The sequence below is a fragment of the Chitinibacter sp. FCG-7 genome (genome assembly GCF_040047665.1).
Lineage (GTDB): Bacteria > Pseudomonadota > Gammaproteobacteria > Burkholderiales > Chitinibacteraceae > Chitinibacter > Chitinibacter mangrovi.
Window position 1 is genome coordinate 1,276,253 of sequence record NZ_CP157355.1, and the last position, 17,570, is coordinate 1,293,822.

General features: G+C 54.8%; 15 protein-coding genes. 14 read left to right on the top strand and 1 reads right to left on the bottom strand.

Features of this window, described 5'->3' with window-relative positions; translation table 11 throughout:
• Nucleotides 1-6: 6 nt before the first annotated feature.
• From ABHF33_RS05925 to ABHF33_RS05955, 7 genes are all read left to right on the top strand, one after another.
• Nucleotides 7-567: a chemotaxis protein CheW gene (locus ABHF33_RS05925; protein ID WP_348946048.1), complete on the top strand. Its 561-nt coding sequence runs from the start codon at nucleotides 7-9 to the stop codon at nucleotides 565-567.
• Between the two features lie 11 nt (nucleotides 568-578).
• A complete protein-coding gene (locus ABHF33_RS05930; RefSeq protein WP_348946049.1) occupies nucleotides 579-1,433 on the top strand; it encodes a CheR family methyltransferase in 855 nt (284 codons plus the stop codon).
• The gene (locus ABHF33_RS05935; protein WP_348946050.1) at nucleotides 1,430-1,939 is read left to right on the top strand and encodes a chemotaxis protein CheD; all 510 of its coding nucleotides are present in this window, start codon (nucleotides 1,430-1,432) and stop codon (nucleotides 1,937-1,939) included. The genes ABHF33_RS05930 and ABHF33_RS05935 overlap by 4 nt, the downstream gene beginning before the upstream one ends.
• A 79-nt stretch (nucleotides 1,940-2,018) precedes the next feature.
• Nucleotides 2,019-3,104, top strand: coding sequence for a protein-glutamate methylesterase/protein-glutamine glutaminase (locus ABHF33_RS05940; protein ID WP_348946051.1), 1,086 nt, complete (start codon nucleotides 2,019-2,021; stop codon nucleotides 3,102-3,104).
• A complete protein-coding gene (locus ABHF33_RS05945; RefSeq protein WP_348946052.1) occupies nucleotides 3,094-4,350 on the top strand; it encodes an EAL domain-containing response regulator in 1,257 nt (418 codons plus the stop codon). The genes ABHF33_RS05940 and ABHF33_RS05945 overlap by 11 nt, the downstream gene beginning before the upstream one ends.
• Nucleotides 4,351-4,361: 11 nt before the next feature.
• Nucleotides 4,362-7,139: a response regulator gene (locus tag ABHF33_RS05950; protein WP_348946053.1), complete on the top strand. Its 2,778-nt coding sequence runs from the start codon at nucleotides 4,362-4,364 to the stop codon at nucleotides 7,137-7,139.
• Nucleotides 7,136-7,870, top strand: coding sequence for a response regulator (locus tag ABHF33_RS05955; RefSeq protein ID WP_348946054.1), 735 nt, complete (start codon nucleotides 7,136-7,138; stop codon nucleotides 7,868-7,870). The genes ABHF33_RS05950 and ABHF33_RS05955 overlap by 4 nt, the downstream gene beginning before the upstream one ends.
• A 6-nt stretch (nucleotides 7,871-7,876) precedes the next feature.
• Here ABHF33_RS05955 and hemF read toward each other — a convergent pair whose 3' ends face one another.
• Nucleotides 7,877-8,890: an oxygen-dependent coproporphyrinogen oxidase gene (gene hemF, locus ABHF33_RS05960; RefSeq protein ID WP_348946055.1), complete on the bottom strand. Its 1,014-nt coding sequence runs from the start codon at nucleotides 8,888-8,890 to the stop codon at nucleotides 7,877-7,879.
• Nucleotides 8,891-9,185: 295 nt separating this feature from the next.
• Here hemF and dusB point away from each other — a divergent pair, with 295 nt between their 5' ends.
• The 7 genes from dusB to ABHF33_RS05995 all read left to right on the top strand — a co-directional run bounded on the left by dusB (nucleotide 9,186) and on the right by ABHF33_RS05995 (nucleotide 17,491).
• Nucleotides 9,186-10,223 carry a tRNA dihydrouridine synthase DusB gene (dusB, locus tag ABHF33_RS05965; RefSeq protein WP_348946056.1) on the top strand — a complete coding sequence of 346 codons (1,038 nt, stop codon included), beginning with the start codon at nucleotides 9,186-9,188 and terminating at the stop codon, nucleotides 10,221-10,223.
• A gap of 22 nt (nucleotides 10,224-10,245) precedes the next feature.
• On the top strand, nucleotides 10,246-10,485 hold the full coding sequence (locus tag ABHF33_RS05970) for a helix-turn-helix domain-containing protein (protein ID WP_180305985.1): 240 nt from the start codon (nucleotides 10,246-10,248) through the stop codon (nucleotides 10,483-10,485).
• Between the two features lie 84 nt (nucleotides 10,486-10,569).
• On the top strand, nucleotides 10,570-12,132 hold the full coding sequence (gene purH, locus ABHF33_RS05975) for a bifunctional phosphoribosylaminoimidazolecarboxamide formyltransferase/IMP cyclohydrolase (protein ID WP_348946057.1): 1,563 nt from the start codon (nucleotides 10,570-10,572) through the stop codon (nucleotides 12,130-12,132).
• A 420-nt stretch (nucleotides 12,133-12,552) separates the two neighbouring features.
• A complete protein-coding gene (gene purD, locus ABHF33_RS05980; RefSeq protein ID WP_348946058.1) occupies nucleotides 12,553-13,827 on the top strand; it encodes a phosphoribosylamine--glycine ligase in 1,275 nt (424 codons plus the stop codon).
• Nucleotides 13,828-14,005: 178 nt separating this feature from the next.
• Nucleotides 14,006-14,272: a FeoA family protein gene (locus tag ABHF33_RS05985; RefSeq protein WP_348946059.1), complete on the top strand. Its 267-nt coding sequence runs from the start codon at nucleotides 14,006-14,008 to the stop codon at nucleotides 14,270-14,272.
• The gene (feoB, locus tag ABHF33_RS05990; RefSeq protein WP_348946060.1) at nucleotides 14,269-16,041 is read left to right on the top strand and encodes a ferrous iron transport protein B; all 1,773 of its coding nucleotides are present in this window, start codon (nucleotides 14,269-14,271) and stop codon (nucleotides 16,039-16,041) included. Before ABHF33_RS05985 ends, feoB begins: the two co-directional genes overlap by 4 nt.
• 145 nt (nucleotides 16,042-16,186) lie before the next feature.
• The gene (locus ABHF33_RS05995) at nucleotides 16,187-17,491 is read left to right on the top strand and encodes an NAD(P)/FAD-dependent oxidoreductase (RefSeq protein ID WP_348946061.1); all 1,305 of its coding nucleotides are present in this window, start codon (nucleotides 16,187-16,189) and stop codon (nucleotides 17,489-17,491) included.
• Nucleotides 17,492-17,570 lie beyond the last annotated feature (79 nt).

A 17,570-nucleotide genomic window follows, 5' to 3' on the forward strand; every position in this document is an offset into this window, starting at 1 on the left:
GAGAGCATGATGGGCAGCTTACTAACGCAAAGCATGGCAAGATCCACAGTCCGTGCAGAAGAAACACCGCAGGGCAAACAATTTCTGACCTTGACGCTGGGTGGTGAAATATTTGCCATCCCGATCGAGAATATTCGCGAAATCATCGAGTTTTCCGGCCTGACCGAAATCCCGCTGATGCCTGATTTTCTGCGCGGCGTGATTAATTTGCGCGGCTCGGTCGTGCCGGTGATTGATCTGGCTGCGCGCTTTGGCCGCAGCAATACACAGATTTCTCGCCGTACCTGCATCGTCATTCTGGAAGTCAGTCAGGAAGAAAACGTACTGGCGCTAGGAGTCATGGTGGATGCAGTCAATGAAGTGCTGAGTATCGAGCCCAGCCAGATCGAACCTGCGCCCAATTTTGGCGCGCAGATTCGCGCCGATTTTATTGATGGCATGATCAGTCTGGGTGAGCGCTTTGTAATTGCGCTCGATATCCAGCGTGTGCTGGCTGTTGACGAAATGTCCAGCCTGATTGGATTGGCGGGCAGCTCGTCGCCTGACAATGCGGTGACTGCTACATGATTTTAAGCCCGATGAAAACAACGCGCCAAACCGCCAAAGTAGCAACAAGTCAGCAAACCCTTGACGTAAGCGATGCTGAAATGGCGCTTTTTCGTGATTTTTTCCAGCAAAAAATCGGTATCTATCTCAGTAGCAGCAAAAAGTCATTGCTCACCAGCAGGCTGGCATCGCGGGTTCACGAATTGGCGTTACCCAGCCTGCGCGCTTACCACGAATTTCTGCTCAGCCCAGGTCAAGAGGCCGAGCAGCAAAGAGCGATTGATCTGATCACCACCAATGAAACTTACTTTTTTCGCGAAGAGGAGCATTTTAGGTATCTGGCCCAGCATATTCTGCCGCGCAAAGCCGCCCAGAACGATTTTCGGATCTGGTCTGCCGCCAGCTCGACAGGCGAAGAGGCCTACTCGATTGCCATGCTGCTTCACGCACAGCGCAATCCGCAGCCGTGGCATATCGAGGCTTCCGACATCAGCACCCGTGTTCTGGCTTACGCCAAACGCGGGCTTTACCCTTTGCACCGGGGACAAAAAATCCCGCCGGATTACCTGAAAAACTATTGTCTGCGTGGCAGTGATGCCTACGAAGGGCATCTGCTGGTCCAGCAAGCGGTGCGGGATAGCGTGCATTTTTCGCAAAAAAACCTGCTCAACTTGCCCAAAAGCACGGGTTTGTTTGATGTCATTTTCCTGCGCAACGTACTGATCTACTTTGACCCGCCCACCAAGGCACAGGTTATCCAGAATGTTTGTCGGCATCTGAAACCCGGCGGCTGGCTGTTGATCGGCCATGCGGAAACGCTCAATGGTCTGGATGGCAATCTGCAGCTCAAGGCATGCGGCCCTTCCATCTATCAGATCGGGCCATGAGCGCGCGTCGACTGATTTTGAATGTGGGCGACTGGTATCTGGGTCGGGAGTATGACTTTATTGAAACGCTGCTCGGTTCTTGCGTTGCCGTCACGTTCTGGCACCCGCAAGCACGACTGGGCGGCATGTGCCACTACCTGCTGCCCCGCCGCCCAAAGGAGCACAGCGGACAGCTTGCAGATACCAGGTACGGCGATGAAACTCTGCAACTGATGCTAAAACGGATCAAAGCGCTGGGTTTTCATTGGCCCGATTTTGAAATCGGGCTCTACGGTGGTGGCCGCATTTTCCCGGCCGAACCGGCGACAGAATCGATAGGACGGCAGAACACGCAATTTGCGCTGGATTACTTCAAGCAACTCAAGCTGGGTATTGCCCGCAAAGACATTAATGGCAAAGGCTACAGGTATATACGTCTGAATGTATACAAGGGAACGATAGACATGCTGCGCGACAAGAAATTACTGGGCTCAAGCCATGCAGCCGCCAAAGAGTCAGAACAATGAAACCGCATTTACGCAGCCTAGGCCTGCTCGCCAGCGCTCAGCACAACAAAAAAACCATCGCCCGCAAAGAGGCACAGACATGACCATCAAAGTAATGATCGTAGACGACTCATCGGTGGTGCGTCAGGTCATGCAGGACTTGTTGCTCAAGCATCGCGATATTGAAGTGATCGGCACGGCGCCCGACCCGATTTTTGCCATGAGCAAAATGCAGAACCAGTGGCCCGACGTCATCTTGCTGGATATTGAAATGCCCAGGATGGACGGTATTACCTTTTTAAAACAGATCATGAGTACACGGCCAACACCGGTGGTAATTTGCTCAACGCTAACAGAACGCGGAGCCGACATTACCATTGAGGCAATGGCCGCTGGCGCGATCAGCATCATTACCAAGCCCACACTGGGCTTGCGCGATTTTCTGCAGGAAAGCGCCAATCAGCTCACCTCGGCCATTCGCGAAGCAGCAATGGCCAAAGTAGGCATTGCACGCGCTCGCCCCAGCACCAGCGCAATCAGCCAGGAAAGAATGAACGCCCCCAAGCTGACCGCCGACGCGATTATGGACGCGCCAGTGAACAGCCAGCATCTACCCACCACCGAGAAAATTATCGCCCTGGGCACGTCAACCGGCGGCACGCAAGCGCTAGAGCAAGTTCTTACCGCTCTGCCCGCCACCTGCCCGGGCTTGGTTATCGTTCAGCATATGCCGGAAAAATTCACGCAAAGCTTTGCCAATCGCCTCAACAACCTGTGTGCGATTGAAGTATTTGAAGCCAAAAACAACGACCGGATTGTGCCTGGCCGTGCTCTGATCGCCCCCGGCGGCAAGCATATGCTGGTCAAGCGCAGCGGCGCGCAGTATTACGTTGAGGTCATTGATGGCCCACTGGTATCGCGTCATCGCCCATCGGTCGATGTGCTGTTTCGCTCAGTAGCCAAAAACGCAGGTAAAAATGCCATCGGCATCATCATGACCGGCATGGGCGACGACGGCGCGCGCGGCATCAAGGAAATGCACGACACCGGCGCAGTCACGTATGCGCAGGACGAAGCCAGCTGCGTGGTATTTGGTATGCCCAAAGAAGCCATTGCGCTGGGCGGCATCAAGCAAATCGTCAGCCTAGACAAAATTTCACAGGTTATTGAGCAATATGGCCGCTAATACCGAGTTGTCGAACAAAAGCATTCTGATCGTCGACGATAGCCCGCTGCAACGCAGCTTTGCCGTCGAAATGTGCGAGAAGCTGGGTATTCGTTTGATTTTTCAGGCGGGCAACGGCCTTGAGGCACTAGAGCTACTGGCACTGCTGAAAAAGCAACCCGACATCATGATGGTCGATCTGGAAATGCCGGATATGGATGGCGTCGAACTGATCCAGAAATTGCAGGAATTGCATTACCAGATTCCGCTGATTATCGCGTCAAGCCGCGAAGAAAGTCTGATCAGCAGCGTCAGCACCATGATTACCACATTGGGGCAACCCTTGCTTGGCAGTCTGCGAAAACCAATCAACCCGGCACAATTGCTCGCCAGCTTGAATGGTTTAAGCCAGCTGCAACGGCAACCGCATCACAAGCATTCGCCGATCACCGCGCAGCTTCGGCAGGAAGACCTGATCGAAGCCATTGCACATGGCCAGATTGTTCCTTTTTTTCAACCCAAAGTCGATGTTGCAACAGGGCTGATCAAAGGTGTCGAAGCGCTCGCGCGCTGGCAGCACCCCGAGCTGGGTCTGATTGCACCGGACTTTTTCATTCCGCTGGCAGAAAAGTCCGATCACATCATCCGCCTGCTTACGCTAGCGATTGCCGAACAAACCATCCGGCAATGCGCAGCGTGGAATCAGCGCAGCCTGCATTTAAGCTACGCCATCAATCTGTCGCCGCGCCTGCTCAGCTCGATCAATTTTTTCCAGGAAATCACCAAAATCCCGGCGCTGCATGGGATATCGAACGAACAGATTACCTGGGAAGTCACCGAAAGTTCGGTCGTCAATAATCTCGCCGCTGCATTGGGCACATTGGCCAGACTCAGGCTAAAAGGCTTTGGCCTGTCGATTGACGACTACGGCACGGGTTTTTCATCCATGCAGCAACTGGCACGCATCCCGTTTACCGAGCTCAAAATTGACCGCTCGTTTGTCAACGGCGCTTGCCAGCAGCAAAACCTGTCGATCATTTTGCAATCGGCCATCGACATGGCGAACCGGCTGGGCATGTCGACCGTCGCTGAAGGCGTTGAAACGCAGCAAGACTGGCGTTTATTACAACAATTTGGCTGCGAAATTGCCCAAGGTTACTTTATTGCCAAACCCATGCCGGCAGCCGAATTGTTTACCTGGCTCAAAGGGCACAATCAACGCCTCTCGGAGTTGAGAGCACCAAGCCATGTCGGCAAACCCGCCTAGCCAGGCCTGCCATGTTGCGAAAAGCGGCAAAAAACAGCAATCTGGAGCTCATCATCATCACGATCCTGGTGGTGAGCGCAGTCTTGTCAGCCACCGGGTTTTATAACTACACCCAGAAAAAAACCGCACTGCTCAATGAAAGAGCGATTGCCAGCAACAGCATCCTGAATCGCCTGTCCATCTCCCTGCCTAGCGCGATCTGGGGTTTTGACGAAAAAACTGCACGTGGCATTACGCTATCGGAAATGGACAACCATTTTGTCGATTCAATCGCCATCGATACCGATTCATTCAAGATGATAGAGCTGACCCGTAGCGCCGACGGCAAGATCCGGGATGGCTTCGGGCACATCGGCGCAGCCAAGCAGCTCAAGACATTTGAAATCACCTCTACGGCTTACGGCACGATAGGCACGATCCGCTTACTGATCAATAACGCCGACATTGAGCAAAAGCTGGGTGAAGAAGCCAAATTTGTTATCGTGCAAATGCTGGCGCTCAATCTGCTGCTGATTTTCTTTTTGGGTATTGCCTACTATTTTCGCCGCAACAGCCAATTGGCTGAAGACGCCAATCAGGCCAAAAGCGCCTTTCTGGCCAATATGAGCCATGAAATCCGCACCCCGATGAATGCCATTATCGGTTTGGCCAATCTGGCATTACGCAGCGATTTAAGCCCGCAGCAGCGCGACTATCTGCAAAAAATCCATTCAGCTGGCCTCTCCTTGCTCGGCCTGCTCAATGACGTGCTCGATTTATCCAAAATCGAAGCCGGTAAAATGCCGATCGAGAATATCAGTTTTAATCTGGACGACGTGATGGCTCACGTCGCAACGATGACGCAAAACAAGGCCAACGAAAAAAATCTGGAATACCTGTTACAGATTCAGGCCGACGTGCCAACGACCTTATATGGAGACCCAACCCGTTTGGGGCAGGTACTGATCAATCTGGTCAGTAACGCCATTAAATTTACCGAGCAAGGCGAAGTTCACATTAGCTGCAGCGCCCGCTTTCCCGCCCCCAATCAGGTCAAACTGCGGTTTACTGTCCGTGATACCGGCGTTGGCATGAGTACCGAGCAATGCGCCAGACTATTCAGACCGTTTAGCCAGGCCGATGAATCAACAACCCGCCGTTTTGGTGGCACAGGGCTGGGTTTATCGATTTGCAAGCGACTGGTAGAACTGATGGGCGGCGATATCTGGGTCGAGAGCCATCCCGGACAAGGTTCAACCTTCAGCTTTGACTGCACTTTTGGCGTTGCCGAGCAACAGACGTCCATCCTCGGCTTACCCGGTAATCTGGATGGCATGCGTATTCTGGTGGTTGACGACAATGCCGCAGCCCGCGAAATTTTGTCCACCGCACTGCGCGCCTACTCCTGCCGCGTTGATACGGTGGCTTCAGCCTGCGAAGCGCTGGCGGCCATCAAGATGGCCGAACAGACAGCGCCGTATTCGCTGGTTTTTACCGACTGGATCATGCCGCAAATGGATGGTATTGAATTGATCAGGCAGATCAAATCAGGGTTTGGCGCAGCGCCAAAAACGGTACTGGTCACCGCTTACGATACCAGCACCATGCACAATAGCGTCGATCAGGCCGATGCCATTTTGCCCAAACCGGTGAACCCGTCTGCACTATTCAATACGCTGCTCAGCCTGCTACACACGCCAAACCAGCCTGCCCCGCCTATTAGCGAGCAGCTACCCAATCTGTCTGGCGCGCATATCCTGCTGGTAGAAGACAACGACATCAACCGGCAAATCGCCACCGAATTGCTGCAGGCCAGCAGAGCTCAAGTCAGCATTGCCCACCATGGACAAGAAGCGCTAGATAAAATCCGTACCGCTGCACCAGATTATTACAGTCTGGTGCTGATGGATTTGCAGATGCCGGTTATGGACGGGCATCAGGCCAGCCAGCTGATACGGCAGGATCACGCCTACGATCATTTGCCGATTATTGCGATGACCGCGCATGCCTTTGCCGACGAAAAAGAGCGCTGCCTCAAAGAGGGCATGAATGATCATCTGTCCAAACCCATAGACCCCGAGCGCATGTTCCGGGTACTACAGCAATGGCTCAAGTTCTCGCCGTCCCAGCACCAGCCCGGCCTGCAGCTCGAGGCAGCGCCAGCATGGCTCAATCGCTTAACCCAGCTCGATACCGAGCGGGCGCTGGAGCGTGTCGCGGCTAATCACGGGCTGTATCTGGATTTGCTGCAGCGCTTTGCACGCACCCAGCTCAATAGCGCCGCCGAGATACGCCAAGCCTTGGCCAGCCACGACACATCATCTGCCTTGCGCCTGGCACATACCCTGAAAGGCGTGGCTGGCAATATTGGTGCCGGGCACGTCCAGAAACAAGCGCAGCGGATCGAGGAGCGCTTGCGCCAGCATGGTACAGAGACCCGACTCGAGGCTGATCTGGAAGCCGAACTGGAATCTTTTCTAGAAGCCGAACTGGCAGAGCTGGAGGCACGACTTGGCGCACTGGCTCAAGACATGCTTGGCCTGCCAGCCAACGAAGCATTGCAATGGGATCACCGCACGGAGGAAGAGACCATCGGCATTTTGCAGCAGCTTGCAAGCATGCTGGAGCGGCAAGACGGCGAATCGGGCGATTACTTCAGATCAATCGAAGCCAGGCTGGGGCTGTTATCAGCCGACACAGTGGCCCAAATACATCACTATATTGAACAATACCAATTTAAAGCCGCGCTGACGCTCGTTATTAGTGCGCAGGACAACCTCTCTAATTACGATGGAAAGGCACAAGAATGAGCAATACGCTAGAGAGACAGACCATTCTGATTGTCGATGACACGCCCGATGTCCTGAGCTTGCTAACGGCCTTGCTGAAAGACAATTACAAAACCCAGATTGCGACCAATGGCGTGAATGCACTGGAAATACTCACCAAACCGCCCTACCCCGACCTGATTCTGATGGATGTGCTGATGCCGGAAATGGGCGGCTATGAAACCTGCCAGCGGATTCGGGAAACGCCCAGTCTGGCCGATATTCCAATTATTTTTCTCAGTAGCATTTCGGAAAATCAGGACGTTGCGATGGGGCTGGCACTGGGCGCGACCGATTTCATTGTCAAACCCATTTTTCCGGCGATCCTGCTCTCGCGCGTCGCGGTACACCTGAGTCTGCGACGGAAAATCCAGCTGCTTGAAGCCGAAAACCAGCAATTGCGCGCCAGCCTTGACGTCGCATCGGGTTCAGCCAATGAAGCAGCCAGGACAATAGAAGATGAAGCGATCACGCCTACCACACCAGCTCTGGCTGAGCCAGCCAGCGCCAATAGCCCGATTGCCTTGCTGCGCCAGTTTGCCCGCCTGCTTGATCAGCAAGACGCGCTGGCAGATGAATTTCTCACCCAGTACCAAAAACCACTGGCACAAATCATTCCGTCCATTGTGCTGGAACAGGTTTTACTGCATCTTGCTGCAGGTGCCCCGCTCAAGGCCAAAGCACAATTGAACGAGCTATTTCATTTGCCTTGAAATACCTTAAAGCCAATCGCGATGCGGCAAGAAATCGGTGTATAGCGCAGCCTCCGGGCTGCCCGCCTCGGGGTGATAGTCGTAGCGCCAGTTGGCCACTGGCGGCATCGACATCAGGATAGATTCGGTGCGCCCACCGGATTGCAGGCCAAACAAAGTACCGCGATCCCAGACCAGATTAAATTCGACATAACGGCCACGGCGATAAGCTTGCCAATCACGTTCACGCTCACCATATTCGCAATCGCGCCGACGCTCGACAATCGGCACATAGGCTTTCAAAAAAGCGTCGCCCACCGATTGCAGCATTGCCAGCGAGCCGTCAAAGCCCAACTCGGAAAAATCATCAAAGAAAATGCCGCCGACACCGCGTGCTTCATTGCGGTGCTTCAAGAAGAAGTATTTATCGCACCAGTCTTTGAATTTGGGATACAGCTCACCACCAAATGGATCAAGCGCGTCTTTGCAGCTTTGGTGGAAATGTCGCGCATCATCTTCGTGACCGTAATAAGGCGTGAGATCCATGCCACCACCAAACCAAAAAACCGGCTGCGATTGCGGGTCTGCGCCTTCGTTGGTTTCGTCGCGTGCTCCTTGCGGTACTTCCTTGTACCGTTGCGTCGCACTCTCCTCACCGCCTTGGCTCGATCCCGCACTCTTTGCCGGTTCATTTTCAATCGGCTTGGCGATAAAGAAACGCACATTCATATGCACCGTCGGGATGTAGGGATTGCGCGGATGCAGCACCAGCGACACCCCCATTGCCTCCCAAGCACGGCCTGCCAGCTCGGGGCGATGTGCGCTGGCCGATGGCGGCAGTTGCGCGCCCATCACATGCGAAAAGTTCACCCCGCCGCGCTCGAATAATGCACCGCCTTCAATCAGACGGCTAATCCCGCCGCCGCCCTCCGGGCGATCCCAGCTGTCGGTACGAAAGCATTGACCATCGAGGTTTTCCAAGGTGGCCACAATGTTTTGCTGCAAGGTCAGCAAATAGTCTTTCACAGCAGTGATATTCATAGCGTTTGTCCGCAGGCAACGATCGAAGGTGGCAGCATGATACCTGCCGCATCGTTCGCGCTCCAGCCTTGCGCTGTTGTACAAAAAAATGAAGCGACGTATTGCCCGCAAATCAAAGCCCGATCTGGCCCGCATGGCCATACCGCGGCTGGTATTTTGAATACCCCTTCTTTCTGATTGCCTATTTTTTAGTCAGGCGGTACAATCCGCGCCTTCCCTGATTCCCCCATGAAAGCGAGCGTCAAATCGGCCCGAAAGACCCCTCTTTCCTGACGTTTTGGTGTGCACCCCGACTATGCAAATTGGCCCCTATCAGCTCAAAAATAATCTGATCGTCGCGCCGATGGCCGGGGTGACGGATAAGCCATTTCGCCAGCTTTGCAAAAAATTTGGCGCGGGCCATGCCGTCTCCGAAATGATCACCAGCGATCAATCGCTGCGTGCAGCCAAAAAATCGCTCAATCGTGCCAATTTTGATGGCGAGCTCGCGCCGATTTCCGCTCAAATCGCCGGCTCTGATCCTGCCGCGTTGGCCGAGGCCGCGCGCTATCAAGTCGCCAATGGTGCGCAAATCATCGACATTAATATGGGCTGCCCGGTGAAAAAGGTCTGCAATAAGCTCGCCGGCTCGGCGCTATTACAGGATGAAAAGCTGGTCGGCGAGATTCTTGATGCCGTCGTCGACGCGGTAGAAGTCCCTGTCACGCTTAAAACCCGGCTTGGCTTTGCCAATGGCGCCGAAAATATCATCCGCGTCGCCCAACGCGCCGAGCAAGCTGGCATCGCCGCCTTGGCGATTCATGGCCGCACGCGCGAAGACATGTATAACGGCGATGCGCGTTACGAGCTAATCCGCGCCGTCAAACAAACGATTTCAATCCCAGTAATCGCCAACGGCGACATCGATAGCCCGCAAAAAGCGGCGCACGTCCTCAACACCACCGGTGCTGACGCCATTATGATTGGCCGCGCTGCGCAAGGCCGCCCGTGGATTTTCCGCGAAATCGCGCATTACCTTGCCACAGGGGAAGAACTCCCCGCGCCGCAAGTGATCGAGATTCGCGATGTATTGCTCGGGCATCTGGACGATTTATACAAGTTTTACGGTGAATACTCGGGCTGCCGCATCGCCCGCAAGCATATTGCCTGGTACACCAAAGGCCTGCACGGCAGTAATGAATTTCGGCAGGCGATGTATGCCGAGGACAGCACCGCTGCGCAAGCGGCATTTACCCGCCAATTTTTTGACCACTTGCTGCAGTTTGGTGACCGATTGCAATACAACTCAGGCTTGCAATACCAAGAAATTAGCGCTGTCGTTGACGCGCAATAAAAAAACAAAAATAGGAAGTTTTATGAATGCATCCACCGATGTGATTGCAATCGCGATTAAAGAATCGCTGGCGCAATACTTCAACGATCTTGATGGTGAGCCACCGAGCGCCTTGTACGACATGGTGCTGGGCCGGATGGAAAAGCCTTTGCTGATCGAAGTACTGGAACGGGTTGGGGGTAATCAGACCCAGGCCGCAGAAATGCTGGGCATTAACCGCAATACCCTGCGTAAAAAATTACAAACCTACGACTTGCTGTGAGGCGTGAGGAAAGAGGTGTGAGGTGTAAAAACCGCCACGCCTTACTCCTTACCCCTCACTCCTCACATTCAACAAGGAAAAACGATGAGCAAAATCACTCGTGCGCTGATTAGCGTATCTGACAAAACTGGTGTTCTTGAATTCGCCCAGGCGCTGGCTGCGCAAGGCGTTGAAATTCTATCAACTGGCGGTACCGCCAAATTGTTCGCCGACAACGGCGTTCCGGTAATTGAAGTCGCCGATTACACCGGCTTTCCAGAAATGCTCGATGGCCGCGTGAAAACGCTGCACCCAAAAATCCACGGCGGCATCTTGGGCCGTCGCGATCTGGACAGCCACGTTGACACGATGAAAGAGCACGGTATCGGCAATATCGATCTGGTGTGCGTGAATCTGTACCCATTCGAAGCGACGATCGCTAAACCAAATTGCAGCTACGAAGACGCGATCGAAAACATCGACATCGGTGGCCCAGCCATGGTGCGCTCGGCAGCGAAAAACCACGCTCATGTGGCGATCGTGACCGATGCGGCTGACTACAGCGAGCTGATCGCTGAAATGCAAGCCAACGACGGCGGCTTAACTTTAGCAACGCGTAAAAACTTGGCGAAAAAAGCCTTCAGCCACACTGCAGCCTACGATGGCGCAATTTCAAACTACCTCACCGCTTTGACTGCCGACGGCGAAAAAGCGGCTTACCCTAACCGCCTGAACTTGCAATTCGAAAAAGTGCAAGACATGCGTTACGGCGAAAACCCACACCAGTCTGCTGCGTTCTACCGCGACCTCGATCCAGCTGCGGGCAGCTTGGCCAACTACAAGCAACACCAAGGTAAGGAATTGTCTTACAACAATATCGCTGACTCGGACGCCGCTTGGGAATGCGTGAAGCAATTTGAAGAGCCAGCTTGTGTGATCGTCAAACACGCCAACCCATGTGGCGTGGCGGTAGCGAAAGACCTTTACACCGCGTATCGCACGGCATTTACCACCGACACGACCAGCGCTTTCGGCGGCATTATTGCGTTCAACAAGGTCGTTGACGTTGACACACTTGAAGCTGTTTCGGCGCAGTTCCTCGAAGTGCTGATCGCACCGGGCTACACGCCGGAAGCGTTGGCACTGGTAGCGAAAAAACAGAACGTGCGCGTATTGGAAGTGGCGATTGAAAGCGGCGAAAACCGTTTTGATCTGAAACGAGTGGGTGGTGGTTTGCTGGTACAAACCCCAGACGTACACGCTTTGACTTTGGCCGACTTGAAAGTGGTGACCAAGTTGCACCCGAACGATCAACAATTGAAAGACCTGCTGTTCGCCTGGAACGTGGCGAAATTTGTAAAATCGAACGCGATTGTGTTCTGCGGTAAAGGCCAAACGCTCGGCATTGGCGCGGGCCAAATGAGCCGTGTGGATTCAACCAAAATCGCTGCGATCAAAGCGCGCAGCGCTGGTTTGGAATTGCGTGGCTCGGTAGCGGCGTCAGACGCCTTCTTCCCGTTCCGCGACGGCGTGGATGTAATCGCTGAGAACGGTGTTTCGGCGATTATCCAACCGGGCGGCTCTTTGCGTGATGAAGAAGTGATTGCAGCAGCGGATGAGCATGGCATTGCCATGGTGATGACCGGCATTCGTCACTTCCGCCACTAAAATTATCGGCTGCAATGCGTTTGGACTTCGTCATCGGATCGCTCGTGTACTCGACGTACACGTCGCAATCCGATTCCTTGCCCATCCGCATTTCGCTCGCTAATTAAGATTTTTGGCTGCGCGCCGCGCTGGCTTTGTCGCTACGCGGCTCGTGTACAGTATGTGCACGTCGCCACTAGCTTCGCACCAGCACAGCGCTCGCTCAAGAATTTAAATGGAAATAAATGCGTTTGGGCATCGCCCTCGGATCGCTCGTGTACTTAGAGTACACGTCGCAATCCGGTTCCTTGCCTGTACGCATCTCGCTCGCTAATTGATTTGGCTACGCGTTAGAAATCTAAATCATTTAATTGGCTTGTGCGTGTCGAGCTGCGGGGTTTTCACCTCACACCTCACACCTCACACCTCACAGGAAAAACCATGAATATTCTGGTCATCGGCTCTGGCGGCCGCGAACACGCGCTGGCGTGGAAGCTGGCGCAATCGGAACGCGCGAGCAAAGTTTTTGTTGCGCCGGGCAATGCGGGCACTGCGCTCGACAAAACGCTCACCAACGTCAATATCACCGATATTGCGGCGCTGGTGGAGTTTGCCAAAACCGAAAACATTGTGCTCACCGTGGTTGGCCCGGAAGCGCCCTTGTCGCAAGGCGTGGTCGATGCTTTCCGCGCCGCAGGCCTGAAAATCTTTGGCCCGACGCAAGCCGGTGCACAGCTTGAATCATCCAAAGACTTTGCCAAAGCGTTTATGAAACGCCACGGCATTCCCACTGCCGATTACGAAACCTTTGCCGATGCGGCTAAAGCACACGCCTACATCGACGCCAAAGGCGCGCCGATTGTGATCAAGGCCGACGGTCTGGCGGCTGGTAAAGGCGTGGTCGTGGCCATGACTTTGACCGAGGCACACGACGCCGTTGATGCGATGTTGTCCGACAACAAGCTCGGCGACGCTGGCGCGCGCGTGGTAATTGAAGAATTCCTCACCGGCGAAGAAGCCAGCTTTATCGTGATGGTTGACGGCAAAAACGTGCTGGCGATGGCATCAAGTCAGGATCACAAACGCCTGCTTGATGGCGACGAAGGCCCGAACACCGGGGGTATGGGCGCGTATAGCCCGGCGCCAGTGGTGACGCCGGAGATACATGCCCGGGCATTGCGCGAAGTGATTATTCCTACCGTACAAGGCATGGCCAAAGACGGCATCGAATACACGGGCTTTTTGTACGCTGGCCTGATGGTGTCTGAAGATGGCAGCCTGAAAACACTGGAATTTAACTGCCGCTTTGGCGACCCGGAAACGCAGCCGATTATGTTGCGTTTGAAATCCGATTTCGTCACGCTGATCGAACACGGCGTGAATGGCACGCTCGATCAGATCGAATGCGAGTGGGATCGACGCGTTGCACTGGGCATTGTGATGGCCGCGGCCAATTATCCGGAAACACCGCGCAAAGGCGATGTCATTACTGGCTTGCCGGGCGAGCTGGAAGACGGCCACGTTTTCCACGCTGGTACAGCGCTGAACGCCGATGGCCAGCCTGTCACCAGCGGTGGCCGCGTACTGTGTGTGACCGCCTTTGGCGACAGCTACAAAATGGCGCAGAAACGCGCGTATGAGATTCTGGAAGGCATCCATTTTGACGGTGCACAATATCGCAGCGACATCGCGTGGCGCGCCATCAACCGCAAATAATGCATTTAGCAACATCCATCAAAGCGGCCTCGGCCGCTTTTTTTATGTCTGCCATTCACGCACAACGTGACACAAGCAGCAAATCTTAATCCAGATCAAACCTGCGCAAAACAAGATTGATTTTCAATTAGCACAGGTAGATGATTTGCAGACTTAATGAAAATCAGTCTCGCTTATCATGAATCTCGCTCAACTCCCCCACGGCCAATATGCTCAGGTTTGCGCTTTGAATCTTCCCCCCGAGCTGGCACAACGCCTTGCGGCGCTGGGCTTGCGGCTCGATAGCACGGTGACAGTGCTGCGCCGGGGCTGGCTGGGTGGCCCCTTGCAATTACGCGTTGGCGGCACCGAGCTGATGCTGCGCCGCGATGCTGCGCAAGGCATTGAAGTTCAACTTTTGAATCGTAATGTACCGCTGGGCGTGATTGCCGAGGTGGCAGCATGAAACGCATCGCGCTGGTTGGCATGCCCAATACGGGCAAATCGACTTTATTTAATCGCCTGACCGGCGGAACGGCACGCGTCGCCAACTGGCCGGGGCTCACCGTTGAGTTGGCTTCAAGCCGGATTCTGCTCGGCGCGCAAATGGTGCAGGTGTTCGATCTGCCGGGTATTTATGATCTGACCGGCGGCGCGGAGGACGAGCAAGTTGCGCAGCGTTTTTTAAGCGAGGCCAAACTCGACGCCGTGGTGCTGGTACTCAACGCCTGCCAGCTTGATCGTCAGCTGGCGCTGGCTTTGCAGCTCAAAGCACTTGGCGCGCCACTGATCATTTGCCTGAATATGCATGATGAGGCCAAACGCGCTGGAATCAGCATCGACGTCGCCACACTGAGTACAGCGCTGGGGGCGCCAGTGCAATTGCTCAGCGCCAAATATGGCCAAGGCCTTGCCGAGAGCAAGAAAGCCATTGAGGGTATATTCAGCCAGGTAGCAGAACAAATAGACTTCAACCATATACCCCATACAAACGATTCAAGCATCTTGCACGCACAGGAAAAGCAGCTGTTTGATCGCTGCGTGCAGCAAGCGCCGACACTCAACGAGAGCGCAACGGCCAGACTGGATCGCTTCGTCTTGCATCCATGGCTGGGTTTGCCGCTGTTTGTACTGATGATGCTGACCTTGTTCCAGCTCACCTACGCCATCGGTACGCCATTGCAAGATTTGCTCGAAGCGGGCCTCACCTGGTTTAAAGACAATGCACTCGTTCCCGCCACCGCGAGCCTGCCTTCATTCTGGCAAGGCGTTATCATCAGTGGGCTGTTTGACGGCGTGAGCACGGTGCTGACCTTTGCGCCGATTATCTTTTTATTCTTCTGCCTGATGTCGGTCATCGAAGATTCGGGCTATTTCGCCCGCGCCGCTTTTATGATGGACGGGCTGATGAGCCGGATGGGGCTCGATGGCCGTGGCTTTGTCATGCTGATGATGGGTTTTGGTTGCAATGTGCCGGCAATTATGGGAACGCGCGTCATCCGTGATCACAAGGCGCGACTGCTGACGATGCTGACAATTCCATTCTCACTGTGCTCGGCGCGGCTACAGATTTTCCTGTTTTTAAGCGGCGCGCTCTTTAGCCCGACACATGCGCCGTGGGTCGTGCTCTCGCTGTATCTGGCCAGTATCCTGATCGCGATGTTCACTGCGGTGCTGTTCAAATCAAAATTCAAATCGAGCGAGCCTTTTGCGCTGGAATTACCACCGTATCGCCTGCCGCTGCTGACCCATATCTGGCGGCGCGGCTGGGGCGAAGCACGCGACTTCCTGCGTCTGGCCACAACGATGATCGTACTCGGCGTCGTGCTGGTCTGGCTGCTGACCAATTTCCCCAACCCGCAACACAGCTACGCAGCGATCATTTCCGATTTTCTCGCGCCGGTGCTGCGCCCAATTGGGATTGAATCAACGCTGTCGATTGCGCTGATTTTCGGCTTTGTCGCCAAGGAAGTGGTACTTGGTGCACTGTCGGTCATCACCGGCCACGAAGGTGCCGCGCTGGCCACCCAGCTCTCGCACACACTGGACCCCGTTTCGGCGTACAGTTTTATGCTGTTCTCGCTGATTTATATTCCGTGCGTGTCGGCGATTGCCGCGATCAAGAAAGAATCCAAATCCAGCCTCTACACCGCGTTTTCGATGAGCTGGTCGCTGGGTTTGGCGTGGATGGTGTCGTTTGTGTTTTACCAATCCGCGCGCTTATTGGGGTTCTAAAATGGCTCACACAAAAAGCCCGTTAGTGAATGCTAACGGGCTTTTTGTACTTGATTACTGCTAATATCTGATTGCATCTCTCGATCAAAGCGATGAGTCTACCCAAAAAGAGCGGCCGTTCTTTCCACCCAAAAGGTAAACCAGAATGAGCAAACCATTACACAGAATTGTGATTGTCGGCGGTGGCGCAGGCGGTCTTGAACTGGCCACCAAACTTGGCCGTGAACTCGGTGGCAAGAAAAAGGCCAACATCATTCTGGTCGATGGCTCACCGACGCATATCTGGAAACCGCTGCTGCACGAAGTGGCCACCGGCGCGCTCAATACCGGCGAAGACGAAGTCAATTACTTTGGCCATGCTTACCGTAATGGCTATCAGTTTGAATTTGGCTGGATGCAAGGCGTTGATCGCGAGCGCAAAACCATCACGCTGGCCGCAGTGCGCGATGCGCAGGGCGATATCCTCACCGGCGAGCGCGAAATCTGCTACGACACACTGGTACTGGCATTGGGCGCGATCGCCAACGACTTTGGCACGCCAGGCGCGCAGGAACACTGCATGTTCCTGAATACGCCCAGCGATGCCGAGCGCTTGCGGCGCCGGATTCTGGATTTGTCATTTGCCGTCGGCGCCAGCGGCCACGGTGCAAGCAAGCTGACCATCGGCATTGTCGGCGGCGGCGCCACCGGTGTCGAGCTGGCCGCCGAAATCGACCACACCATCCGCGAGATGCATAACTACGGCGCCAATCTAAGCCCGGCGCAGCTGGAAATCACCATTATTGAAGGCGCGCCACGCATTCTGTCCGGCGCGCCCGAATCACTATCACACTACGCCACCGAAGCGCTGGCGCAGCGCGGCATTATGGTCGCGTGCAATGCGCGCGTGGCCGCAGTCTCAGACAGCGGCTTTACGCTGGCCGACGGCCAGCAGCTCAAGGCGATGATCCGCGTCTGGGCCGCTGGCGTTAAAGCAGCAGACTGGTTATCCGGCCTGGGTCTGGCGACCAATCGCAATAATCAAATCGAAGTGACCACCTGCCTGCAAACGCAGACCGACCCGAATGTGTTTGCCATTGGCGACTGCGCCGCGGCCAGCGACGGCGAAGGCGGCCCGCAGCTGGCGGCCACCGCGCAGGTTGCCCACCAGCAAGCCAGCTGGCTGGCTGACGCGCTGATCAGAAAGCTCAATGGCCGCGAGATCACGCCTTTTGTCTTCAAGCCACAAGGCATGATGGTCTCATTGGGCAAGCACACCGCCGTTGGCAGCCTGGCCGCGATTGTCGGCCCGCAGCGCAATTATTATGTCGAAGGCCGCGGTGCAAAGCTGATTTATGCCTCGCTCTACCGCCTGCATCAGGCCGCCGTCCACGGCTGGGTGCTCGCAGGGCTGTTGTGGATAGGCGACAAGCTGCGCCGGGTTGCCCGCCCAACGCTGAAACTGCACTAAGCCCAAAGGGGTAAGGCTTTTGCCGTGACATTCGTCACCAAAGGCCTGATTTCAGGGTAAAATAGCGCTCTTTTGTCTT